The sequence below is a fragment of the Streptomyces sp. NPDC060184 genome (genome assembly GCF_042728795.1).
Lineage (GTDB): Bacteria > Actinomycetota > Actinomycetes > Streptomycetales > Streptomycetaceae > Streptomyces.
On the sequence record NZ_JBHWYX010000023.1, the window covers coordinates 36,613 to 57,997 of the forward strand.

24 protein-coding genes and 2 pseudogenes are annotated in these 21,385 nt (G+C 69.0%); 10 read left to right on the forward strand and 16 right to left on the reverse strand.

The window, feature by feature from the left end:
• Positions 1–25 precede the first annotated feature (25 nt).
• On the reverse strand, positions 26–928 hold the full coding sequence (locus ACFWEE_RS17275; RefSeq protein ID WP_386889951.1) for a helix-turn-helix domain-containing protein: 903 nt from the start codon (positions 926–928) through the stop codon (positions 26–28).
• A 106-nt stretch (positions 929–1,034) separates the two neighbouring features.
• Here ACFWEE_RS17275 and ACFWEE_RS17280 point away from each other — a divergent pair, with 106 nt between their 5' ends.
• Genes ACFWEE_RS17280 through ACFWEE_RS17290 form a run of 3 tightly spaced genes read left to right on the forward strand, consistent with a single transcriptional unit; the run spans position 1,035 to position 3,402 of the window.
• Entirely contained in the window at positions 1,035–1,628 is a 594-nt protein-coding gene (locus ACFWEE_RS17280) for a non-oxidative hydroxyarylic acid decarboxylases subunit B (protein WP_386889953.1), read from the forward strand.
• A 54-nt stretch (positions 1,629–1,682) separates the two neighbouring features.
• A complete protein-coding gene (locus tag ACFWEE_RS17285) occupies positions 1,683–3,110 on the forward strand; it encodes a non-oxidative hydroxyarylic acid decarboxylases subunit C (protein ID WP_386889955.1) in 1,428 nt (475 codons plus the stop codon).
• Between the two features lie 49 nt (positions 3,111–3,159).
• Positions 3,160–3,402 carry a non-oxidative hydroxyarylic acid decarboxylases subunit D gene (locus ACFWEE_RS17290; RefSeq protein ID WP_386889957.1) on the forward strand — a complete coding sequence of 81 codons (243 nt, stop codon included), beginning with the start codon at positions 3,160–3,162 and terminating at the stop codon, positions 3,400–3,402.
• 127 nt (positions 3,403–3,529) lie between these two features.
• On the opposite strand, the gene ACFWEE_RS17295 is transcribed toward ACFWEE_RS17290, so the two are convergent.
• Entirely contained in the window at positions 3,530–4,432 is a 903-nt protein-coding gene (locus ACFWEE_RS17295; protein WP_386889959.1) for a Gfo/Idh/MocA family protein, read from the reverse strand.
• Positions 4,433–4,669: 237 nt separating this feature from the next.
• On the opposite strand from ACFWEE_RS17295, the gene ACFWEE_RS17300 reads away from it, so the two are divergent.
• Entirely contained in the window at positions 4,670–5,119 is a 450-nt protein-coding gene (locus ACFWEE_RS17300; protein WP_386889961.1) for a hypothetical protein, read from the forward strand.
• A gap of 57 nt (positions 5,120–5,176) precedes the next feature.
• Here ACFWEE_RS17300 and ACFWEE_RS17305 read toward each other — a convergent pair whose 3' ends face one another.
• From ACFWEE_RS17305 to ACFWEE_RS17345, 9 genes are all read right to left on the reverse strand, one after another.
• A complete protein-coding gene (locus ACFWEE_RS17305; RefSeq protein WP_386890058.1) occupies positions 5,177–5,596 on the reverse strand; it encodes a hypothetical protein in 420 nt (139 codons plus the stop codon).
• Between the two features lie 377 nt (positions 5,597–5,973).
• A complete protein-coding gene (locus ACFWEE_RS17310; RefSeq protein ID WP_386889963.1) occupies positions 5,974–6,660 on the reverse strand; it encodes a uracil-DNA glycosylase in 687 nt (228 codons plus the stop codon).
• Between the two features lie 87 nt (positions 6,661–6,747).
• Entirely contained in the window at positions 6,748–8,325 is a 1,578-nt protein-coding gene (locus ACFWEE_RS17315) for an ABC transporter substrate-binding protein (protein ID WP_386889964.1), read from the reverse strand.
• 115 nt (positions 8,326–8,440) lie between these two features.
• Positions 8,441–9,196, reverse strand: a complete 756-nt coding sequence (locus ACFWEE_RS17320) for an SDR family oxidoreductase (protein WP_386889965.1) — start codon at positions 9,194–9,196, stop codon at positions 8,441–8,443.
• A gap of 20 nt (positions 9,197–9,216) precedes the next feature.
• Entirely contained in the window at positions 9,217–9,978 is a 762-nt protein-coding gene (gene fabG / locus ACFWEE_RS17325) for a 3-oxoacyl-ACP reductase FabG (protein ID WP_386889967.1), read from the reverse strand.
• Between the two features lie 256 nt (positions 9,979–10,234).
• Positions 10,235–10,618: a DUF3037 domain-containing protein gene (locus ACFWEE_RS17330; RefSeq protein ID WP_386889969.1), complete on the reverse strand. Its 384-nt coding sequence runs from the start codon at positions 10,616–10,618 to the stop codon at positions 10,235–10,237.
• On the reverse strand, positions 10,615–11,475 hold the full coding sequence (locus ACFWEE_RS17335) for a HipA family kinase (protein ID WP_386889970.1): 861 nt from the start codon (positions 11,473–11,475) through the stop codon (positions 10,615–10,617). Before ACFWEE_RS17335 ends, ACFWEE_RS17330 begins: the two co-directional genes overlap by 4 nt.
• Positions 11,457–11,972 (reverse strand): tyrosine-type recombinase/integrase, encoded by a 516-nt coding sequence (locus tag ACFWEE_RS17340; RefSeq protein WP_386889972.1) that lies wholly within the window; start codon positions 11,970–11,972, stop codon positions 11,457–11,459. Before ACFWEE_RS17340 ends, ACFWEE_RS17335 begins: the two co-directional genes overlap by 19 nt.
• A 218-nt stretch (positions 11,973–12,190) precedes the next feature.
• Positions 12,191–12,940 (reverse strand): transposase family protein, encoded by a 750-nt coding sequence (locus tag ACFWEE_RS17345; protein WP_386889974.1) that lies wholly within the window; start codon positions 12,938–12,940, stop codon positions 12,191–12,193.
• 1,402 nt (positions 12,941–14,342) lie between these two features.
• Between ACFWEE_RS17345 and ACFWEE_RS17350 the strand changes: the two genes are divergently transcribed.
• Entirely contained in the window at positions 14,343–14,687 is a 345-nt protein-coding gene (locus ACFWEE_RS17350; protein WP_386889976.1) for a hypothetical protein, read from the forward strand.
• Positions 14,688–14,806: 119 nt separating this feature from the next.
• Positions 14,807–14,884, forward strand: a pseudogene (locus tag ACFWEE_RS17355) (IS5/IS1182 family transposase); the annotation flags it as partial.
• A 122-nt stretch (positions 14,885–15,006) separates the two neighbouring features.
• On the opposite strand, the gene ACFWEE_RS17360 reads toward ACFWEE_RS17355, so the two are convergent.
• From ACFWEE_RS17360 to ACFWEE_RS17370, 3 genes are all read right to left on the reverse strand, one after another.
• Positions 15,007–15,840 carry a transposase family protein gene (locus ACFWEE_RS17360; protein WP_386889978.1) on the reverse strand — a complete coding sequence of 278 codons (834 nt, stop codon included), beginning with the start codon at positions 15,838–15,840 and terminating at the stop codon, positions 15,007–15,009.
• 72 nt (positions 15,841–15,912) lie between these two features.
• Positions 15,913–16,368 carry a hypothetical protein gene (locus ACFWEE_RS17365; RefSeq protein ID WP_386889979.1) on the reverse strand — a complete coding sequence of 152 codons (456 nt, stop codon included), beginning with the start codon at positions 16,366–16,368 and terminating at the stop codon, positions 15,913–15,915.
• A gap of 94 nt (positions 16,369–16,462) precedes the next feature.
• Entirely contained in the window at positions 16,463–17,242 is a 780-nt protein-coding gene (locus ACFWEE_RS17370; protein WP_386889980.1) for a hypothetical protein, read from the reverse strand.
• A 339-nt stretch (positions 17,243–17,581) separates the two neighbouring features.
• Here ACFWEE_RS17370 and ACFWEE_RS17375 point away from each other — a divergent pair.
• The 3 genes and pseudogenes from ACFWEE_RS17375 to cas2e all read left to right on the forward strand — a co-directional run.
• Positions 17,582–17,899, forward strand: a pseudogene (locus ACFWEE_RS17375) (transposase family protein); the annotation flags it as partial.
• The gene (locus tag ACFWEE_RS17380; RefSeq protein ID WP_386889981.1) at positions 17,893–18,285 is read left to right on the forward strand and encodes a hypothetical protein; all 393 of its coding nucleotides are present in this window, start codon (positions 17,893–17,895) and stop codon (positions 18,283–18,285) included. The pseudogene ACFWEE_RS17375 and the gene ACFWEE_RS17380, both read left to right, overlap by 7 nt.
• A gap of 329 nt (positions 18,286–18,614) precedes the next feature.
• On the forward strand, positions 18,615–18,926 hold the full coding sequence (gene cas2e, locus ACFWEE_RS17385; protein ID WP_386889983.1) for a type I-E CRISPR-associated endoribonuclease Cas2e: 312 nt from the start codon (positions 18,615–18,617) through the stop codon (positions 18,924–18,926).
• 599 nt (positions 18,927–19,525) lie between these two features.
• On the opposite strand, the gene ACFWEE_RS17390 is transcribed toward cas2e, so the two are convergent.
• On the reverse strand, positions 19,526–19,651 hold the full coding sequence (locus ACFWEE_RS17390) for a hypothetical protein (RefSeq protein WP_274543581.1): 126 nt from the start codon (positions 19,649–19,651) through the stop codon (positions 19,526–19,528).
• 167 nt (positions 19,652–19,818) lie between these two features.
• The gene (locus tag ACFWEE_RS17395) at positions 19,819–20,244 is read right to left on the reverse strand and encodes a hypothetical protein (RefSeq protein ID WP_386889984.1); all 426 of its coding nucleotides are present in this window, start codon (positions 20,242–20,244) and stop codon (positions 19,819–19,821) included.
• Positions 20,245–20,492: 248 nt separating this feature from the next.
• Between ACFWEE_RS17395 and thpR the strand changes: the two genes are divergently transcribed.
• Positions 20,493–21,107, forward strand: a complete 615-nt coding sequence (gene thpR / locus ACFWEE_RS17400) for an RNA 2',3'-cyclic phosphodiesterase (RefSeq protein WP_386889986.1) — start codon at positions 20,493–20,495, stop codon at positions 21,105–21,107.
• Positions 21,108–21,385: the final 278 nt, after the last annotated feature.

Genomic DNA, 21,385 nt, shown 5'->3' on the forward strand with positions numbered 1-21,385 from the left:
CTCCGGGCAAGGCCATCCCGGTGGATCAGCCCGGGGGCGCACCCGCGTGCCCGAGGGCCTGGGCGCGGAAGGCCGCCGGGGTGGCGCCCGTCCGCAGCCGGAAGAACTTGGTGAAGTCGCTCGCGTCCACGAAGCCGAGCCTTCCGGCGACCTCCTTCGCCGGGAGGCGGCTGTGCTGGAGGAGGCGTTTGGCCTCCAGCAGGACCCGGTCGTCCACGAACTGTTTCGCCCCGGCTCCCGTCACCGCCCGCGTCGCCCGGGTCAGGGTGCGCGGGCTGTAGCCGAGCGCCGCGGCGTAGTCCTCGACCCGCCGGGTCGTCGCGTGGTCGCGCTCCACCGCGTCGTGGAACCGCCGGAACACCTCGCTCACCGGACCGGGCCGGGGCGCCGTGCCGCGTACCGTCGCGAGCCGCAGGACCAGCACGGACACCAGGTGGCGCAGCACCTCGACGTGCGAGTCGAGCGGCAGGGTGGCCATCGCTCCGTACTCGTACGCGAGGTGGTCCAGTCCCCTGCCCAGCGCCTCCGCGCCCGTACCGGTGGGCAGCAGGGGTTCCTGCTGGTACGGGGGGTCCATGTGGGCGGCGGCGACGGTCGCCGGGGGCAGGAAGCCGCGCTGGAACAGGACGACGGTGCCGTCCGCCGTCACCAGGTCCGGGCCGAAACGCTGCACCTGGCCGGGGCGGATCCAGAGCCAGGAGCCGGGCGGCAGGTCGTGTTCCACGAAGTCCACCGCCATCCGCAGGGGGCGGGCGCGGACCGCGATCAGCTGGTGGAAGGCCGGGCGCAGGGGGGCGTACGGGTCGTTGCCGTGCCGCATGGACCGGTCGTAGAGGCCGGCGAGTTCCACCACCTCGACGCCGGTGGGCGCGCCCACCGCGGCCGTGTAGTCGAGGTCCCGGACCTCAGGTTGTCCGTTTCTTCCCATCGTGAGTCCCGAGGGTACCGCCGCCATCGGCGAACTGCCTCCTAGCGTGGGTAGCACCGACCGCGCGGACGTTCGTGCAGGTCATCGAAGGTGCGAGGAGTGAGCGGTGCGGCTGATCGTGGGCATGACCGGCGCGACGGGGGCCGCGATCGGCGTGCGGTTGCTGGAGAATCTGGCGGAGCTGCCGGACGTGGAGACCCATCTCGTCCTGTCCCGTTGGGCGCGTGCCACGATCGAGTTGGAGACCGGCCGGCCGGTGGCCGAGGTGAACGCGCTCGCGGACGTGGTGCACAGCCCCGACGACCAGGGGGCGACCATCTCCTCCGGCTCGTTCCGTACCGACGGCATGGTGATCGTGCCCTGCTCCATGAAGACCCTGGCGGGCATCCGGGCCGGTTACGCGGAAGGGCTGGTGGCCCGCGCCGCCGACGTCGTCCTCAAGGAGCGTCGCAGGCTGGTCCTGGTGCCGCGCGAGACTCCGCTGAGCGAGATCCACCTGGAGAACATGCTCGCGCTGGCCCGGATGGGCGCCCGGATCGTGCCGCCGATGCCCGCCTTCTACAACCACCCGCGGTCGGTGGACGACATCGTCGACCACATCACCGCCCGGGTCCTCGACCAGTTCGACCTGCCCGCCCCCGCCGCCCGCCGCTGGGAAGGCATGCGCGCCGCGCGCGCCTCCGCGCGGACCGCGCCCTGAGGCCCGTGGGCCCGCGACGCATCCCCCCTACCGACCACCCTTTTTGGAGCCCCCATGGCCTACGACGATCTGCGCAGCTTCCTCGCCACGCTGGAGAAGGAGGGACAACTCCTGCGCATCACCGAGGAGGTGCTGCCGGAGCCGGACCTGGCGGCGGCGGCGAACGCCACGGGGCGTATCGGCGAGAACGCCCCGGCCCTGTACTTCGACAACGTCACCGGCTTCACCGACGCCCGGATCGCGATGAACGTGCACGGTTCCTGGGCCAACCACGCCCTCGCGCTGGGCCTGCCGAAGAACACCCCGGTCAAGGAGCAGGTGGAGGCGTTCGCCGCCCGCTGGGACGCCTTCCCGGTCGCCCCCGAGCGCCGGGAGGACGCGCCCTGGCGCGAGAACACGCAGGAGGGCGCGGACGTCGACCTCTTCTCCGTGCTTCCGCTGTTCCGCCTCAACGACGGCGACGGCGGGTTCTACCTCGACAAGGCCGCCGTGGTCTCCCGCGACCCGGAGGACCCGGACGACTTCGGCAAGCAGAACGTCGGTACGTACCGCATCCAGGTCATCGGCGCCGACCGGCTGGCCTTCCAGCCCGTCCCGATGCACGACATCGCCCAGCACCTGCGCAAGGCGGAGGAGAAGGGCGAGGACCTGCCGATCGCGATCACCCTCGGCAACGACCCGGTGATCACCGTGGTGGCCGGTATGCCGATGGCGTACGACCAGAGCGAGTACGAGATGGCGGGCGCCCTGCGCGGCGCGCCGGCCCCCATCGCCACCGCGCCGCTGACCGGCTTCGACGTGCCGTGGGGCAGCGAGGTCGTCATCGAGGGCGTCATCGAGTCCCGCACACGCCAGATCGAGGGCCCCTTCGGCGAGTTCACCGGGCACTACTCGGGCGGGCGCCGCATGCCGGTCATCCGCGTGGACCGCGTCTCGTACCGCACCGACCCGGTCTTCGAGTCGCTCTACCTGGGCATGCCGTGGACCGAGGTCGACTACCTCGTGGGTCCCAACACCTGCGTCCCGCTGCTGAAGCAGCTGCGCGCCGAGTTCCCCGAGGTGCGGGCCGTCAACGCCATGTACACGCACGGCCTGATGGTCATCATCTCCACGGCCAAGCGGTACGGCGGCTTCGCCAAGGCCGTCGGCATGCGGGCGATGACGACACCGCACGGCCTGGGGTACGTGGCCCAGGTGATCCTGGTGGACGAGGACGTCGACCCGTTCAACCTGCCGCAGGTCCTGTGGTCGATGTCGGCCAAGGTCAATCCCAAGGACGACGTGGTCGTCATCCCCAACCTGTCCGTCCTGGAGCTGGCGCCCGCCGCCCAGCCGGCCGGCATCACCAGCAAGATGATCATCGACGCGACGACGCCGGTCTCCCCCGACGTGCGCGGCAACTTCTCCACCCCGGCCAAGGACCTGCCGGAGACCAAGGAGTGGGCGGCGAAGCTCCAGAAGCTGATCGCGTCCCGCGGCTGACCCGCGCGGCCCGCCGACCCCCGTTCCCCTCCCCCAGGAAGGACCTGTCGTGAACTCCCCCGTCATCTGCCCCCGTTGTGCCTTCGAGAAGGTCGGCAAGCTCGCCACCTCGCCCGTGCCCGGCGTCTGGGACGTGCTCCAGTGCGGCCAGTGCCTCTACACCTGGCGCACCACCGAACCGGCCCGCCGCACCCGGCGCGACGCCTACCCCGAGCAGTTCAGGATGACCCTCGCGGACATCGAGAACGCCATCGAGGTCCCGGCGGTCCCGCCGCTGCGCACCGCGGGCTGACGTCTCGTCCGACCGTGCGGGGCCGATCGCCCCGCACCCCGGCCGGGCCGCGGCTCCGTATCTCCGGAGCCGCGGCCCGGCCGCGCGCGTCCCGCGCCCCCAGGGCGCGTCCTGCGTGCGGGAGACCTCAGGCCTGCTCCAGCGCCTCCAGCACCACGCGTTCGCAGAGTTCGTGGGTGGCCAGCGCGTCCCGCGCGCTGAGCGTCACACCGTCGCGCACGGCGTCGAGGAACGAGGTCACGCAGCTCTCGATGCCGCGCTGGCGGGCGACGGACACCCAGTCGCCCCGGCGGCGCAGGCTGGGCTGGCCCTTGTGGTCGATGACGTCCGCGAGGTTGAGGACCTGGCGTTTGCTGTCCTGGCCGGAGACTTCGAGGATCTCCTCGGTGGAGCCGCCCCGGCGGTTCATCATGCCGAGGGCGGTGAAGCCGTCGCCGGAGAGTTCGAGGACGACGTGGTGCATCAGCCCGTCGGCGATCCTGGCCCGCACCGAGACCCGGTCGACGGGGCCCGGCACCAGGAAGCGCAGGGTGTCCACGACGTGGATGAAGTCGTCGAGCACCATCGTCCGGGGGTCCTCGGGCAGCCCCACCCGGTTCTTCTGCAGCAGGATCAGCTCGCGCGGGTGGTCGGCGCACTGCGCGTACCCGGGGGCGAGGCGGCGGTTGAAGCCCACCGCGAGACTCGTACCGCGCTCCTCGGCGAGCTCCACCAGCCGGGTGGATGCGGCGAGTTCGTACGCGAGGGGCTTGTCGACGTAGGTGGGGACGCCCGCTTCCAGCAGCCGGGTGGTGATCTCCGGGTGGACGGACGTCGGGGCGTGGACGAACGCGGCGTCGAGGTCCTGCGCCAGCAGCGAGTCCAGGGTGGCGTGGCGCTGCGCGGCGGGAATCCGGTACGCGGCGGCGACGCTCTCCAGCGTGGCGGGAGTCCGGGTCTGGAGGTGCAGTTCGATCCCCGGCAGAGCGGCGAGCACGGGCAGATACGCCTTCTGCGCGATGTCGCCGAGTCCGATGCAGCCGACCTTCACGAAAACTCCCTCACTGTGCGGTGCGCCCGTCCTTGATCCCGGCAGCATACGGGCGGGGCGGGGGCCGCCGTCGCGGGGAGGCGCCGACGGAACGCACCCGCCGGACACCACCGGGGACGATGATCGTTCCGCCGTACGAACGGGCGCCGGTCCGCACCGCGCTGACCGGGTCACTCGTGCGGGGCATTTGGCGCGTACGGACTCCCGCTCCGCGCCGCCCACCCGCAGAGTTACCGGGTGCAACGAACCAGAATGACCGTGGCCGCTTTCGTGGGCGTGGCTGTCGCCACCGTGTCCGGCTGTGTGACGGTCAACCCCGGCGGCCCGGGGGCGCCTCCGCCCCCGCCCGCGTCCAGCGGCCCCGCGCGGGGGGTGGAGCCCCAGATCGGCCAGCCGCCCGCGCGCGAGGCGCTGGACGCCGTGCCCGCCGCCTCCCCGTCCGCGCCCGCCCCGGCGGACGCGGCGCCGGCCCCCGTGTCCCGGCCGCACGTGCCGCCGCCGGGCGGAGTCCCCCCGGCGGCCCACCCCCCACCGCGCCCACCCGTCACGCTCCCCACCCTGACGGTGTCCGGGCTGCCCCGGGTACCGGCGTCCGGCAAGGGCGTCTGCGCGCTCGGGCGCGGATATGGGGGGTGGCCGGCCGGGAGCCCGCAGTCCCGGATCTGCGACCAGGCGTACGGCCACTGAGGCGGGGCCGGGAACAGCGGGCGGCCCCGCGCCCGTCCTGCCGGGGTGCGGGTCGGCTCAGTGCTCCCGGCCGAGCCGTGCCCCCAGCCGGTCGATGGCGGTCCGGACGCCGTTGCCCCGGCCCCCGTCGGGGAGTGCGTCCGCCGCCCTCCGGGCGCGGTCCAGGTGGTGGCGGGCGGCCTCGGGGCGGCGCAGCTTGAGGTAGTCCGCGGCAAGACCGAGGTGCAGCGCGGGAGAGAAAGCGTGCAGGGCGAGGAGATCCCGGCGCGGGGCGGGCCGCTCGCCGGTCAGCCCCTCGGCCGCCGCGTCCATCGCCCGCAGGTCCCAGGCGAGCTCGTCGGCCGGGTCGTCCTGGGTGTCGGCCATGTAGTGCGCGAGGGTGCAGCGGTGCAGCGCGTCGCCGTCCTCGCCCAGCTCGGACCAGAGAACGGCGAAGCGGTTGCGGGCCTCTTCGCGGTCCCCGCCGTGCAGGAGCATGACCGCCTGGCCGATCCGGGTGCCGACGGCGTCCGTCGACGACTGCTGCTCGGCCACGGCGGCCTCCCTCGTGCGGATGTGCGGCAACGGGGGCCGCGGTGCGGGAGCGGGGCCCTGCACCGGTGCGGGGACGGGGCGGGCGCGGACCCGGAGCCTTCCGGCGGGGCGTGCCGGACCGGGCTCCGGTGACGGGACGGACCCTGGGGTGCCGGCGGATCCTGACCGGTCCTGATCCGCCGGACACACCCTAGCGGCACCGGTGCCCGATCACGCTCAGGCGCGGCAGGACGGTCCCCCGGGGCCGACGTCCCCCGGTCCGTGGCGTCGCGGACCCGGGGACGTGCAGTCGCGGCCCGGGGACGGGCGGAGGCGCGGGATCAGCCGAGGTCGGGGATGCGCCAGTCGATGGGGTCGTGGCCCTGGGCGGCGACGGCCTCGTTGATCTGGCTGAAGGGCCGGGACCCGAAGAACCGCTTCGCGGAGAGCGGTGAGGGGTGCGCGCCCTTCACCACCACGTGGCGCGACTCGTCGATGAGCGGGAGCTTCTTCTGCGCGTAGTTGCCCCAGAGGACGAACACGGCGGGCTCGGGGCGCTCGGCCACCGCGCGGATCACGGCGTCGGTGATCTTCTCCCAGCCCTTGCCCTTGTGCGAGTTGGCCTCGCCGGCCCGTACGGTCAGGACGGCGTTGAGCAGCAGGACGCCCTGTTCGGCCCAGGGCATCAGATAGCCGTTGTCCGGGACGGGGAGGCCCAGTTCCTGCTGCATCTCCTTGTAGATGTTGCGCAGCGAGGGCGGCGTCCTGACGCCGGGCCGCACGGAGAAGCAGAGCCCGTGGCCCTGCCCCTCGCCGTGGTAGGGGTCCTGGCCGAGGACGAGCACCTTCACCCGGTCGTAGGGCGTGGCCGCCAGAGCGGCGAAGACCTGGTCGCGCGGCGGGTACACCGGTCCCTTGGCGCGCTCCTCCTCGACGAAGTCCGCAAGCTCCTTCACGTACGGCTTCTGCATCTCGTCGCCGAGGACGCCGCGCCAGGATTCGGGCAGCAGCAGGTCGGTGTCGGTCACGTCCACAACCTCCAAAAGGCATTCGGTTCTTGGAAAAGAACCTACCCGGCCCCTCTGACAGCGGGCCGGGCCGCCTCGTTCGCCGGACTACCAGCTGGCCTTGCGGTACAGCTCCCACATCTGCATGACGGTCTGCGGGTCGAGCGCGCGCTCGCCGCCGCCTATGTCCTCGCCGGCCGCGATGTAGAGCTTGCCCTGCCAGAGCGGCAGCAGCGGGATGTCCTGGACCATGATCTGCTGCGCTTCGGCGAACTGCTTGCTGACCGCGCCGCGGTCGCTCTCCTTGCGGGAGGAGGGCAGGAGCTGGTCGGTGATCTTCTTGTTGACGTACATGCCGCCGGTGGCGCTCTCCTTGCCGACGAAGGGCGCGATGAAGTTGTCCGGGTCCGGGAAGTCGGGGAACCAGCCGCGTCCGAAGACCGGGTACTGGCCCTTGTTGAACCCCTCCTGGAACGCGGTCCAGGGCGCGCTGCGCAGGGTGATCTTGAACAGACCGGACTTCTCCAGCTGCCGCTTGATCTCCTCGAACTCGGGTGCGGTCGAGGAACCGTAGCGGTCCGTGGTGTACCAGAACGTCATCTCGACCGGCTCCGTGATCCCGGCGTCGGTGAGCACCTCCCGCGCCTTCTTCGGGTCGGGGTCCCCGAAGGTGTCGAAGAAGCTGGTGGTGTGGGCGGCGATGCCCTTCGGCACGATGGAGTAGAGGGGCTCGGCCGTGCCCTGGTAGACCTTTGCCACGAGGGCGTCCCGGTCCACGAGGCGGGCGATGGCCTCGCGCACGGCCGGCTTGCCGGCGACCGGGTCCTTCGGGTTGAAGACGAGGAAGCGGATGTCGGCGCCCACGGACTCGACGAGTTGGAGGCCCTTGTCCTCCTTCTTGCCGCTCTGGAGGCCGATCACCTCGTCGGCGGTGAGGCCGCGGTAGGTGGCGTCGATCTTGTCGGCCCTCAGCGCCTCGACCATCTCGTCGGACTTCGCGTAGTACCGGATGGTGACGGAGTCGTTCTTGCGGTTCGCGAAGCCCTTGTAGCTGTCGTTCTTCTTCAGCTCCGCGACGGTGTGGGGCTCGTAGTGGTCCAGCACGTACGGCCCCGAGCCGGTGACCGCGTTGCCGGTGCGGAGCTTGTCCTTGGGGTACTGCTTCGGCGCGACGATCGACATGGCCGGGGTGGCGAGGACGAACGGGAAGGTGGCGTCGGACTTCTTCAGGTGGAAGATGACGAGGTCGTCGCCCTTGGTCTCCACCCGGTCGAGCGAGCCCAGCAGGCCGAGCGGGCCGCCCTTGGCCTTGATCGCCAGGATCCGGTCGATGGAGTACTTGACCGCCTCGGCGTCGAGCGTCTCGCCGTCCGAGAACTTCAGGCCGCTCTTGAGCTCGCAGCGGTACGCCATGCTCGTGGAGTCGGTGAAGACGCACTCCGCCGCGTCGGGCTGGGGCTTGGTGCTTCCGGTGGGGAAGGACACCAGGGTCTGGAAGACGTTCCGCATCAGCTCCCAGGAGTTGTCCCAGGCTCCGGCGGGGTCCAGGGTCGAGGGCGAGCTGGTCGTCCCGACCGAGATGTGCTGGTCGACGTCCGAGCCGCTGCCGGAGAGCGCGCTGCAGCCGGCGACGAGTGACAGGGATGCTAGGGCTGCAGCAGCCTGCAGACTGGCCCGGTAGAACACGTGCACGCTCCTCGATCAGCCATGGGTCGGCAGACCATACCGCAGCGCCCCGCCGGGCCAATCACCAGGCCCGGCAGGGCACTTGCTTCAATCGGGGCGAACCGTGGCAGCCTGTTCAGCCCACTCCGGCATTCAGGAAGATTCCCCCGTCGATCACGAGCGTCTGCCCCGTGATCCAGCCCGCCTGCTCCGAGGTGAGGAAGGCGGCGGCCCCGCCGATGTCTTCCGGAACTCCCAGCCGGGCCATGGGATATGCGGCGGCCACCTCGGCCTCGCGACCCTCGTACAGCGCCTCGGCGAACTTGGTCTTGACGACGGCCGGGGCGATCGCGTTGACCCGGACGACCGGCGCGAACTCGTGGGCCAGCTGGAGCGTCAGGTTGACCATGGCGGCCTTGCTCATGCCGTACGCGCCGATGAAGGGAGACGCCGAAATCCCGGCCACCGAGGCGATGTTGACGATCGCCCCGCCGTTCTGCGCCTGCCACGCCTTCCAGGTCCGCTGGGCGAACCCGAGTGCCGAGATCACGTTGGTCTCGAAGACCTTGCGCGCGACGTTGAGGTCGAGCTCGGCCATGGGCCCGAACACCGGGTTGGTTCCGGCGTTGTTGACGAGGTAGTCGACCCGGCCGAAAGCCTCCATGGTGCGCTCGACGGCCTGCGCCTGGTGCGCCTCGTCGTGCGCCTTGCCGGCGACGCCGATCACCCGGTCGGAGCCCAGCCTCTCGACGGCCTCCTTGAGCGCCTCCTCGCCGCGGCCCGTGATGCAGACCCGGTCGCCGCGGGCGACGAGCGCCTCGGCGACGCCGTACCCGATGCCCCGGCTCGCGCCGGTGACGAGCGCGACCTTTCCGCTGTCCTGCACAGTCATGATGTCCCTTGCCCCTCGGGTCAGTTGAGCGGGCCGCCGGCGACGTACAGCACCTGGCCGGAGACGAAGCCCGCGTCGTCGCCGGTGAAGAAGGAGATGGCGTTGGCGATGTCGTCCGGGCGGCCCACGCGCTGGACGGGGATCTGCGTGGCGGCGGCGGCCTGGAACTCCTCGAAGCCCATCCCGACGCGGGCCGCGGTCTGGGCGGTCATCTCCGTCACGATGAAGCCGGGCGCGACGGCGTTGGCGGTGATGCCGAACTTGCCGAGCTCGATGGCGAGGGTCTTGGTGAAGCCCTGGAGACCGGCCTTGACGGCCGCGTAGTTGGCCTGGCCGCGGTTGCCGAGCGCCGAGGAGGAGGAGAGCGAGACGATACGCCCGAACTTGGCGTCCACCATGTGCTTCTGGACGGCCTTGGCCATCAGGAACGCCCCCTTGAGGTGGACGTTCATCACGATGTCCCAGTCGGACTCGCTCATCTTGAAGAGCAGGTTGTCACGGAGCACGCCCGCGTTGTTGACCAGGATCGTCGGCGCACCGAGCTCGGCGACGACCCGCGCGACGGCGGCCTCGACCTGCGCGGCGTCCGACACGTCACAGCCGACGGCGAGCGCGGTACCGCCGGCGGCGGTGATCTTCTCGACGGTGTCCTTGCAGGCGGCCTCGTCGAGGTCGAGTACGGCCACGGCGCGGCCCTCGGCCGCCAGGCGCACGGCGGTCGCGGCCCCAATGCCTCGCGCCGCTCCCGTCACGATGGCGACACGCTGCTCGGTGGTGGACATGCTGGGTTCTCCTCGCCGTTGGGTCGCGGCCCAGCCCACACCGGCCGTGCCACCGCGCCGGAGATTCCCGGTACGGCCCACGGTCCCGTTTGCTGAGCAAGCGCTTAGTACTGTTGTGGTTGCGACGCTAGAAGCCCTGGCACTCGGTGTCAACGGCCACGACACCCAGGGGTGCATGTCACACCCGAAGGAGACGAAGGAGGGGCCGCCCGCGACTGTCGCGGGCGGCCCCTTCGGGAGGTGCGGTACGGAGTCCTCAGCGGACGAGGAGATCGAGCAGGCGCTCGACCTCGGCCGCCGGGTCGAGCGTCAGGCCGGTGTGCACGGGTCCCGGCTGGACGACCGTGGAACGGGGGGCGATCAGCCAGCGGAACCGCCGCCCGGCGTCGTCACCGGCCGCCTGACCGGCCGCGTCACCGCCGCCGCAGACGTTCTCCACCGCCCGCAGCGCGGCCCGCACCCCGACCACGTCGGCGGCGGGGTCGAGCGCGCGCAGCTTGCTCTCGTCGAGGTGGGTACGGGCGGCGACGAAGGAGTGCGCCCGGCTGTAGACGAGCACCCCGGCGTTGAAGCACTCCCCGCGCTCGACGCGGGGGACGACGCGCAGCAGCGCGTACTCGAAGACCTCGCGTGTGCTCATCGGGTTTCGTCCTTCTCCGTCGCGCGGGGGTTCGTCGCCTGGGTCCTCGGGGCGAGGCGGTCGGCGAGCCAGCCGGGGGCCTTGGACGGGCCGGTCGGTGCCGGAGCGTCCATGACGATGCGCTCGTGGATGGTGGCGGCACGGGCGAGCAGAGGCGCCACGTACGCGCGCCGCAGTTCGTCCGTGGAACCGAACCCGGGCTCGCCGAGGAGCCACTCGTCGGGCACCTGGGCCGTCACCTCGGTGAGCAGTTCCTCGGTGACGAGCGGCGCGAGGGCCGCGGCTGCTGCCGCGACGTCCGGGCCGGCGGGCGCCAGCACGTGGTCGGAGGCGTTGTACGGCTTGGCCGCCGACGCCTGGGCGCCCGGCCAGTTGTGGTGCCAGATCATCGTGGCACCGTGGTCGATCAGCCAGACGTCGCCGTGCCAGACCAGCATGTTGGGGTTGCGCCAGGAACGGTCGACGTTGTTGATCAGCGCGTCGAACCAGACGATCCGCCCGGCCTCCACCGGGTCGACGTGGTACGCGAGCGGGTCGAAACCCAGGGAGCCGGGGAGGTAGTCCATCCCCAGGTTCAGTCCGCCGCTCGCCTTGAGCAGCTCCTGCACCTCCTGGTCGGGCTCGCCGAGCCCGATCACCGGGTCGAGCTGCATGGTCACGAGCTCCGGCACCCGCAGCCCGAGCCGTCGGCCGAGCTCCCCGCAGATGACCTCCGCCACCAGGGTCTTCCGCCCCTGGCCCGCCCCGGTGAACTTCATGACGTACGTACCGAGGTCGTCGGCCTCGACGATCCCGGGGAGCGAGCCCCCCTCACGCAGGGGCGTGACGTAGCGGGTCGCTACAACCTCTTCGAGCACTTTCTCAGGCCACCGATCTCTTCAACCTTGCAATCCACGGACGACTTCTCCGGAGTGTAGAGGCAGGGATCACGGGTCGACTGCGCTGGGGAGAACCTGAGGAGTTTCGGCAGGCGAGCCGCTCCCCCCAGCAGGCCGTCGACAGCGCCACGCCCCTTGCTGCCGGCTTCCGGCATGAAGTGAGCATAGTAACCGAGGGTGATCGCCGGCGAAGAGTGTCCGAGCCACCGAGCCAGGGTCACGACGGACTCCCCGGCTTCCAAAATGATCGAGGCGTAGGTGTGCCGAAGCACGTGGAAACCGTCCTTCGGGGCCGCCGCCCACTGCCAGGGTTTCGCCCCCTCGGCACGTGGCGGGATGACGCCCGCCTTGGCCAGGGCTGGCTTCCAGGTGTAGGTATTCCAGGTGTTCACCGCGACGGCGTTGCCGAAGCTCGTGGTGAGCAGCAGGGAGAACTTCTTCCTCTCCCCGTCCGGCTTCGCCCACGGCAGCTCCACCTCTACTGGCGAGAACGCCTCGATGTGACGCTTTCGGCGACGGCCACATATCCAGCACGGTACGGATATGAGAGGTGACGACAGGTCAGAAAATCCAGCACCCATCCAGCACGGTAAAAACTAAGGGGCCTGACCCCGAAGAGTCAGACCCCTTATGACCTGCATGTTTGCCAGATCAGCGAAGTGGCGCAAAGTCACCCGCTACACATTGAGCGTTTTCAGCGTTGCCTCTCGAGGGTGAGGACGGCTCTGGCGATGACGCTCATTCGGTTGGGGCTGATGCGGGATCTGCGGATGATCTGCCAGGACTTCGGTCGTGCCATGCCTCGTTCGACGGGTGCACGGGCTGCGGACAGGGCCCGGTTCGCGGTCTGCTCGGTGGGCGTGAGTTCGCCGCCTGGCGGGCGGCGCTTGGCGGTGGTGACCCAGTCGCCGGCACCGATATAGGCCATGTCGGCGAGGATCGGGATGTCCTGGCGTTCGCAGATCCGAAGGATCTGGTGGGTGCGTGCGGCAGTCAGGTCGTGGGTCCGGCCCGGCAGCGCCGGCGACAGCCAGAGAATCTCCCCGCCGGGATCTGTGACGACCTGCACGTTCACCCCGTGCCGCTTGTGTTTCGACGAGTAGTCGGCCCTGCCGTCACCGACGCGGTCGCACTCGGCGAGCGTGCCGTCCAGGAGAACAAACTCCGGATCGTGTGCGCGCAGCGTCTTCAGCAGGCCGGGTGCCTGCTCGGCGAGCAGGACGGTGACCGCGGTGACGTAGGCAGGACCGGTGCCGACCGATATCCCGAAGGCCGCGGCGATACGAGCCGGCGTTTCGTGGCGGCGCAGGTGCACCAGCGCGATCAACGCCCGCCGGTGCGGTGGAAGCTTGCACCGGCGGTCACCTTCACGGGTAACGATGAGCATCGTGACCCACTCGACCAGGGCGTGAGGCAAGTCGAGTACGGCAGGATAGGGAACCAACAGGGCTCCTGTGCTGATGAGTTGAGACGTCGAACACCTCCCTCAACGGCACGGGAGCCCTGTCCGTTGCGCACCCCGAACCCACACCGCCCCGTCACCCGATCAGTGGCCACTCTGAAAACACTAACTGACAGGCGCGAGACACTAAGTCAACCCAAATTTTAGCAGACTATCACACACCATAAGCCAAGCCGAATACAGGGCATTTCAAATCAATAGCTAAATATCGGAATTTATCAAGCACAAGGCGAAATTGCCCTGGCTGAATGACTCCGTAGAACCTGCCGAATCGTTTGGCATTGATGACGTCGACTGGTACATCGACTTCATGAAAAGGGATCCGAAATACAAGGGTCTTGACATCAAGCCAGGATTTCAGCTGCCGCACCCGCTAGTTGGCCCCGGAACCAAACGCGGGCAGTTCTTGGAATTGGAAAATTCCGATTTCTTTGACAAAAGCGGAACTGGAGTCGTCACCTATCAAGCCTTCTATGTCGCCACCTCACACCCCCAACCCGATCCGAAGCCCGTTCGCGTTCGAGTTCCCACCCCAGTCAAGGTTGCGGGGGGAGTGGGGTTGTCACTCGGGACACTCTGGTGGGTAGGTAAGCTGGCCTCGCCACTGTGCGGGCCTGCTGCCCCTGCCTGCGCAGTCGCATTCTAGTCAGACCCCTCCCGGCTGGGCGCATCACAGAGCGGATGCGCCCAGCCGGGCCTCACTAGCCACAAGCGGTTTACAGTCGAGTGGAGTTGCCATGGGTGCATCTAGATGGATCTATTTTTCCGAGACAAGCCATGACTCTCAGGCTGCACTGGATGAGCTCCGCGAGCAGGAATTCCAGAAATTCTGGGTAAATCAAGACCCATCACTAAAGACGCTCACAGACTTGATGGGCAGCGATATCATGGAAGAGCAGGGGGGACGCACTCGATCATCGATGTCGACCAGGTCATTGGAGTGAGGGATGAAGATCACGAGGAGAATGGCACCGTACGAGTCATCACACCAGAGGAAGTGATGGAGTACTTTGGCGAGACGAAGCCCACACGTCCCCTCGTTGAGCGCGTATACGAAACCTACGACTCAGATCTCCCGCCCATGTTTCGCGGCAGCGGGTGCTGCACACCAATTTATGATGAATACGGAAATCCGCTGGGTTTCGCATTCTGGGGAATGACGGGGGGTTGATTCATGCGTTCAATTTTCATTTCGGGGATGAGGCGCCGAAATGCACTATCCCGCCTTGTGACGGTAAAAGACCTCCCTCAGGGCTGGAGGCTGATGGACGAGCGAACCTGGCCGACAGGACAGAAGAGACCAAGAACCTCGTGGGGCGAGAGGGCCCGCAGAAGCGGCAGCGTTACCGCTTGGCGGTCGTTTCACGACGGCACTGCACGATGGATGTGGATTCAAACCACGCCTCTAGCCACACAAGACGATGCCACTGCCGCCCTTCAAGCAGCGAATAAGCGCCTGTTGGGTAATCCATCTGCGACAGTACGCGTGGTCAGCGAAATTGATGTCAACATCCCGCCGATCAATGGAGCAAATTCCTTGTGGGCACGCAGGCAGCAGGTGCGTCCCCTGGCCGGTACGGGAGAGGAGGGGGTTGCTTTGCTGCTGGGTGCTGCCATCGACTGCCACGTTCTGGTGCTGGGCCTCAGTGGCACCCCCTCTTGGGATTGGGAATCGGCTTCCGACATCGCATCCCGACAGGCAGCTCTACTCACCGGCAAGTCCCACTGAACCCCTTTCATCCTGTTCCGCAGGAGTGAAATGGGCTGGTCAGCGGGTGTGGTGACGAGGTAGGACCCCTCGTCGTTGGCGTGGTAATTCCACTCATCACACCGGCGACCTGAGGGGCCCTGTTGGTTCCGTATCCTGCCATGCTCGGCGTCCCGCACGAGCTCGTCGAGCATGTTTCCTGGCTGCTGTACGAGCACCATCTGAGTGGACGTTAAGTGAGCCTTCGCCAACTTGAAGTCGCAGGTCAAGAGGCTGGTGTGACCGGTCGTCAGGGCGCTCATGCTGGTGGTGGGCGGGAGCCTGCGGCGAAGATCATCCGTCAGCGGTTGATTTCGAGGTTCGTCAGGACGAGCAGAGCTCGCAGGAGCTGGGTGGCGCGGGCGGGGTCGGTGCGGAGTTTGGTGAGGGTTCGCCAGTTCTTGAGGTGGGCGAAGCCGTGCTCGACCGGTGCGCGTCCGACGGCGAGGACGCGGTTGGCTTCCTTCTGGCCTGGGGTGAGCTTGTGGGTGCGGGTGGCGGCGTAGCCGGTGACGATCACGGGGTCGAGGATGTTGTTGTCCAGGCCGCGGAAGCCGAGGTCGGCCAGCGCCCCGAGGCCTGCGGCGCGCAGGTGGGCCAGGATGTGGTCGTGGCGGGCGGCGGTGTTGTCGTGGGTGCGGCCGGGCCGGGCAGCGGATATCCAGATCAGGCGCCCGTTCTCGTCGGTCAGGGCGAGGAAGTGCAGTCCATGGCTGCGGTGCTTGCCGGAGTAGTTCCGCCGGTCGGCCTTGCCGGTGCGGCGTCTGGTGCGGATGAGGGTGCCGTCGATCAGGACCAGCTCCCCGCCCTGCTTGGCGACCTTCTTCAGGACGCGGTCCAGGCGCGGGGCCTGCGCGGCGAGCAGTCCGATCAGCTCGTCCCGCCAGCGGCGGACCGTGGACTCGGACACGTCGTTGCCGCCGGCCATGTCGGCCAGGCGCTGGTCGTGACGCAGTACGGCCAGGACGATCACCGCGATCTTCCCGGGCGGCAGGATCCGCCACCGGGACCGAATTGTCTTCAGGTGACGCCGTAGCAGGTCGGCGAGGTGGTTGACGGTGCGCGTGGACAGCGGCAGACGGCACTGGTAGACAAGCGGGCAGGTGCCCTCGGCGCGCTTTTTGGCATTCGTCACACAATCCCAACGGCCGCCGGGGGCAACCGGGTCACGCCCGTGCCAAGCCGCTTCGGGTGGCGGTGCTGCTCGTCACAGGCGGGTGGTGAACCGGCCGTCGGGGAGTTTGCGGAGCCAGCCGCGATCGACGAGTCTGACCAGCTTGCCGCGCAGCGGTTCCAGCTTGGACTTCACGCTGACGTCCACCCCCACTGCCTCGCCGACCTCGCGGGCCATGACCGGTCCGGCGGCCTGCCGCACGGCGGTGATGATGCGCTGGTAGTCCCACGGCAGCGCGTCCTCCTCCACTCCCGGTTCGCGGTGCGGGATCAGCATCACCGCCCGGCCACCCACCTGCCCCGGCATCGGCCTGGCGGAGGCGCGTTCCTCGGCGAGCTGCCCGGCCATCCGTTCAAGAACGCGTTCGGCGACGGCGAGTTCGTCCCGTTCGGCCCGCACTTCCGCCAGCTGTCTGGCCAGCTGTTCTTCGAGTTCGTCCAGTTCCGCACGCCGCGCGGTGATCCGTTCCAGCAGCTCGGGATCCAGCATGCACCGGATCGTAGAGGGCCGTTCGGCCCCGGCGGGCAGGAACTGGAGTGCTCGCCGCTCCAGGGCTGGGTAAGGAGCTATGGGCGGCTCGTCATCAGTGTGCCCAAGGCAGACGAACCGCCTCGATTTCAGAGTCGTTGAGCAATGCGTCGATGAGGGCTGGTGAACCGACGACCTTGGTGGCCCACAGGTCGTAGTCGGTGCAAAGGACCCAGGAGCGGTCATCAGCCCAGAGGTTGGACGGGCTGAAGTCAGCTTCGGACTGGTCGTACAGGAGCTCGGCGTCGCCGAGCCGGCCCCCACGCACGTGGAGGTTGTCGAAGTCGGTGGCTCCGAGCGTCAGCGGGTTGTAGTAGGCAAGGCAGCGGGTGTCCGGGCCTGCGGGGCTGTACTGGGTGAGGGTGGCGATCAGCCGGTTCCAGGTCTCCCGGTCCAGGCTTCCTTCGGTCGGCGGGATCATGCTCAGTGGCCAGCTGCCCTCCTTGTTGGCTGAGGGGAAGCAGCGGTAGGAGGGCATCAGCCCGTCGGGCACCATCAGGTCGCCGGTCCGCCGGGCAAGCTCGGTCCATCGCAGCCGCCGCCAGCCGGGGCCGGGGTGCCGGGCTCGGCCCAGACCTCTCCCCGTGGCGATGCTCACGGCGTCGAGGTCGATACCCGCGACGATATGGGGCTGGGTGCTCCCGTCGGCAAGACGTGCCTGGTGGTACCCGTCGTACGACACTTCGGTTGATCCATGCTCGTGCTCGTACATGGAGTTGAGCACCCACACCGCGTCGGGCATCGCCGGAGGCATGAACCCGGTTAGGCCGTCGCCACACAGCTCCAGCAGCCAGTCGGTGGCCCCAGGCGGTACGAGCGGCCACAGGTTAGACATCGGGTTCGGTTCCTCGGACATCCGCTCATGCTCCCAGGCGCGAATCCGCCCTTCTGTGAGGGGCCGACATAACGAGACGTACCTCAAGAACCGAGAGCCGACCGCTGGTAAACGATCTACACCACAGACAACCGCCCACGACCAGCACGAGTACCCGGAGGACCGTTCACACCAGCCCTCTGACCTGCAACTTCAAGTTGGCGGAGGCTCAGTGAGTGTTTTCAGAGTGGCCACTGATCGGGTGACGGGGCGGTGTGGGTTCGGGGTGCGCAACGGACAGGGCTCCCGTGCCGTTGAGGGAGGTGTTCGACGTCTCAACTCATCAGCACAGGAGCCCTGTTGGTTCCCTATCCTGCCGTACTCGACCTGCCTCACGCCCTGGTCGAGTGGGTCACGATGCTCATCGTCACCCGTGAAGGTGACCGCCGGTGCAAGCTTCCACCGCACCGGCGGGCGTTGATCGCACTGGTGCACCTGCGCCGCCACGAAACGCCGGCTCGTATCGCCGCGGCCTTCGGGATATCGGTCGGCACCGGTCCTGCCTACGTCACCGCGGTCACCGTCCTGCTCGCCGAGCAGGCACCCGGCCTGCTGAAGACGCTGCGCGCACACGATCCGGAGTTTGTTCTCCTGGACGGCACGCTCGCCGAGTGCGACCTCCGCCCCCTCACCGCCATCGACGAGAAGACCTCATCGCCACCCGACTCGGCGCGGACACCACCCGCATCATCCCCGTCTGGACCGACACCGACGGCCGACTCTGGCTCGACCGCAAAGCACGCCACCGCCCCCTTCCCACTCACATCAGCTCTACCGACACCAAAACCATCCGCGACCTGATGTCCCGCACCGTCCAAATCGACCACCGCTGGCTCCAAGGACGCTACCCCGACACCGACACCCCGACCGGCTGGAGAAACATCGGCGCCCTACGAGATGTCCTCCTCCTACCCCAACGCACCACCCGCACAGGCACACAGCCCTACCGACTCAACGGCCAGACCATCCACCTCCACCCCCTCGACGGCCTCGTACGCGACTAACGAACACCCCACACACACTGCACCCTGACAAAAGGACAGATTCGAACCAGGAACTCCCTGCGCAAGCAGAGGTAGCCCGTCCTTGGGCCATGCGAAAGCGACCAGCCAACCACCTTCTCCGCTCCAGCGGAGGTAGACCGTGGCGCGGGATCGCGCTCGACCCCAACACGTCGTCCTCTCCGCATGAACGGAGGTGAGCCGTACTCCTCCCCCGGTCGTCACCGACATCCAACTCGTGGCCCTGTGGGGGCCCGTCGTCGGCTCCGTCCCCGCCTACATCAACCACGGCAAACACGCATGACCCAAACACCTGAAGGGCACGGCCACTCATGTCCTCGATGATCGTCATCTCGGCCACCGCCGTCCCCGACCACCCGCGCGGCGCCCTCACCCACTGGCTCCTCGAAGTCACCCCCGAGCTCTACGTCGGCACCGTCTCCGCCAAAGTCCGCGACGAACTCTGGGCCGCCGACGCCGCCCGCACCCACGACGGCATCGCCGTCCTCGCCCACCCCGCCGACAACGAACAAGGCTTCACCCTCAGGACTGCGGGCACCCGCCGCCGCGAAACCGTCGACTTCGGCAGGCTCACCCTCGCCGCCCTCCGTAGAGAAAGTCAAGAAATGGCAAACCCCCTCTAACGCCGCAGGTCAAAAAGGGGTCCTCTCCGCGCCAGCGGAGGTGAACCGGGCGAGCGCATCGATCCCGTCAACTACTACTGGTCCGCCCCGCGCGAGCGAAGGTGAGCCGGGAAGGCGGGACCCCACCGCACCCTACGTCTCCCCGATGGGCCCGCCAAGCCCAACTCGGTGGGCCTACTGCGCTGCGTAGCTCTCAGGCCGCCCTCGCGGACACTGCTGACGCCCTCGGACCACGAAGGCCCCGACTTCGGCACTGCGCGCCTCTCATACGCCAACTGAACCTCGCTGGTCGACCTTTACAGCATGCGCCATTCCGGATCGGAGACAACCACCGTTTGCCTCCCCAGTCCCCTCGGTCAGCGGCAAATGGGCGCACGACGGTGCAACAACCCAGCGTGACACCGGCGTAGCCAGGCACACCTACCTGCTCCCGGGCGCAGCACTCGCTACACGTGGGACCGCTGGGGAGAATCTGGGGAGTATCGAAGGCCCTGGGGAGCGTGTGGGGAGAACCGGCTGCACAACCCAGAACGAAACCGAAAGGCTGGGAAATACTCATCCTTGCAGTTCAGAGACCTAATGAGCCATGAATCCGCAGGTCAGCGCCACCATGTGGGCAACTTCATGACGTACGTACCGAGGTCGTCGGCCTCGACGATCCCGGGGAGCGAGCCCCCCTCACGCAGGGGCGTGACGTAGCGGGTCGCTACAACCTCTTCGAGCACTTTCTCGGGCCACCTATTCTTGTCGACCTTGCCAAGAGAGCATGGTAACTCAGGGTGACCGAAGGGGGCTGGGTGTCCGGACGGCCCCTTTTCCGTCTCCGGCCGTACGACGGTCCCGCGAAAACCCGCCCGAGCCACCGCGCCTGCGCCGCAGAAGCCCGGCACGGTCACGGTCCGAGCCGCCGCCCGGGGCCCGTCGGAAGGTCGGCGGCTTGGATGCGGGTCGCGTCGAATGCGAGGAAGTCGTCGACGTCGAGCTTACGCATGACGAAACCGACCGACCTGGCCAGGTCCGCGCGGGCCTCCGGGCCTCGCCTGCGGGGCCGGCTGATCCGGTAGCGGCGTCCGCCCCGGCTGATCGCTCCGCCCTGCGCGGCGACGATGTTCAGCGCCCAGTCCGCGTCCGCGTCGTAGGCGAGACCGACGATGAACCCCGTACCGGTCCGGAAGGCCTGGACCGGCATGTCGAACGGGGTGCCGCTGCGGCGGCCCCGGTGGTGCAGCACGGCGAGCGGCGGAACCCGTCGCGCGAGCGGCCTCAGGACGGGGTTGAGGTACTTCGGGAACCGGGAGAACCGGGTGAGGACGGGCATGCTCTCTCCTCCCTGACACGGCTTCCCACCTGACTCGGCGGCACGGAATCGGCCTCGGCCGGACACCGCCGGGCACCGTCGACACCGCCGGGCCCTGCCCTCCCACGCTACCGCCGACGGCTCCGGCGGTCGCCCGCGTCGATCAGCCCGGCCGGCTCCACCCCGGCCGTCCCGGCACCCGGCCTACTCCCACCCCGGCCGTCCCCCCGGTCGTCGCGCCGAGGGCCGGATGCGGTACGAAGTCGGATGTGAACGAAGAGATCCGACCCGCGACCGTTCGCGTGTTCATCGCCCTCGCCCCGCCCGACCCCGCCAAGGAGGAGCTCGAACGGGAGCTGCGCCCCGCCTACGGCACGCACCCGCGGATGCGGTGGAACCGGGTCGAGGACTGGCACATCACCCTGGCGTTCCTCGGCGAGCTCCCGGTGGAGACGGTTCCCCCGCTGCGCCCGCTCCTCGCGGGCCTGGCGGCGGCTCACCGGGCGCCCCGGCTGGCACTGCGGGGCAGCGGGAGCTTCGACGACCGGGTGCTGTGGAGCGGGATCGGCGGGGATCTCGACGCGCTGCACGGGCTCGCCGCCGACGTGCGGACCGCCGTCCGTGAGCATGGGGTCGACTTCGTGGAGCGTACCTTCCGGCCCCATCTGACCCTGGCCCGTGCCCGTCGGGGCGACCTGACCTCGGCGGGCGAGATCGCGGCGGGGCTCGCCGGGTTCAGCGGCGGTGAGTGGCTCGCGGCCCGTCTGCATCTGGTCGGCAGCAACGCGGGCCGCAGCAGCGGGCCGATCCACTACCGCGACATCGAGGCGTGGCCCCTGGGCGACGGGCGGGCGGCGGGGACGGCGGGCCCGGAGACCTCCTGACGCCTACGGTCCGATGCGCGCCCCGGCGGCGGTGCCCCCGTGCGCCGTGGTCACCTTCGCCACTTCGAAGCGGCGCCCGGGGCGGTCCCGTAGACTTCGGACACTCGCCGGTGACCGGTCAACGCAGCCTGTGACAGCGGGTATTGATGGTGCGTCAGGGGTGGGGAACGGGACGGGCGAGACCGTTGTGGACGGTGTGGGCGGCGGGTACGGCGTGCGGGACGCGCCGGGCCGCCGGGCTCGTCAGCACGGGGGGTACGGGACCGCTCGCGGGCCGG

Coding starts and splice junctions, on each gene's coding strand:
- ACFWEE_RS17275 (WP_386889951.1), bottom strand. CDS start 928: ATGGGAAGAAACGGACAACCTGAGGTCCGGGACCTCGACTACACGGCC.
- ACFWEE_RS17285 (WP_386889955.1), top strand. CDS start 1,683: ATGGCCTACGACGATCTGCGCAGCTTCCTCGCCACGCTGGAGAAGGAG.
- ACFWEE_RS17305 (WP_386890058.1), bottom strand. CDS start 5,596: ATGCTCCTGCACGGCGGGGACCGCGAAGAGGCCCGCAACCGCTTCGCC.
- ACFWEE_RS17320 (WP_386889965.1), bottom strand. CDS start 9,196: ATGACTGTGCAGGACAGCGGAAAGGTCGCGCTCGTCACCGGCGCGAGC.
- fabG (WP_386889967.1), bottom strand. CDS start 9,978: ATGTCCACCACCGAGCAGCGTGTCGCCATCGTGACGGGAGCGGCGCGA.
- ACFWEE_RS17330 (WP_386889969.1), bottom strand. CDS start 10,618: ATGAGCACACGCGAGGTCTTCGAGTACGCGCTGCTGCGCGTCGTCCCC.
- ACFWEE_RS17350 (WP_386889976.1), top strand. CDS start 14,343: ATGTGGATTCAAACCACGCCTCTAGCCACACAAGACGATGCCACTGCC.
- ACFWEE_RS17365 (WP_386889979.1), bottom strand. CDS start 16,368: ATGCTGGATCCCGAGCTGCTGGAACGGATCACCGCGCGGCGTGCGGAA.
- ACFWEE_RS17370 (WP_386889980.1), bottom strand. CDS start 17,242: ATGTCTAACCTGTGGCCGCTCGTACCGCCTGGGGCCACCGACTGGCTG.
- cas2e (WP_386889983.1), top strand. CDS start 18,615: ATGTCCTCGATGATCGTCATCTCGGCCACCGCCGTCCCCGACCACCCG.
- ACFWEE_RS17395 (WP_386889984.1), bottom strand. CDS start 20,244: ATGCCCGTCCTCACCCGGTTCTCCCGGTTCCCGAAGTACCTCAACCCC.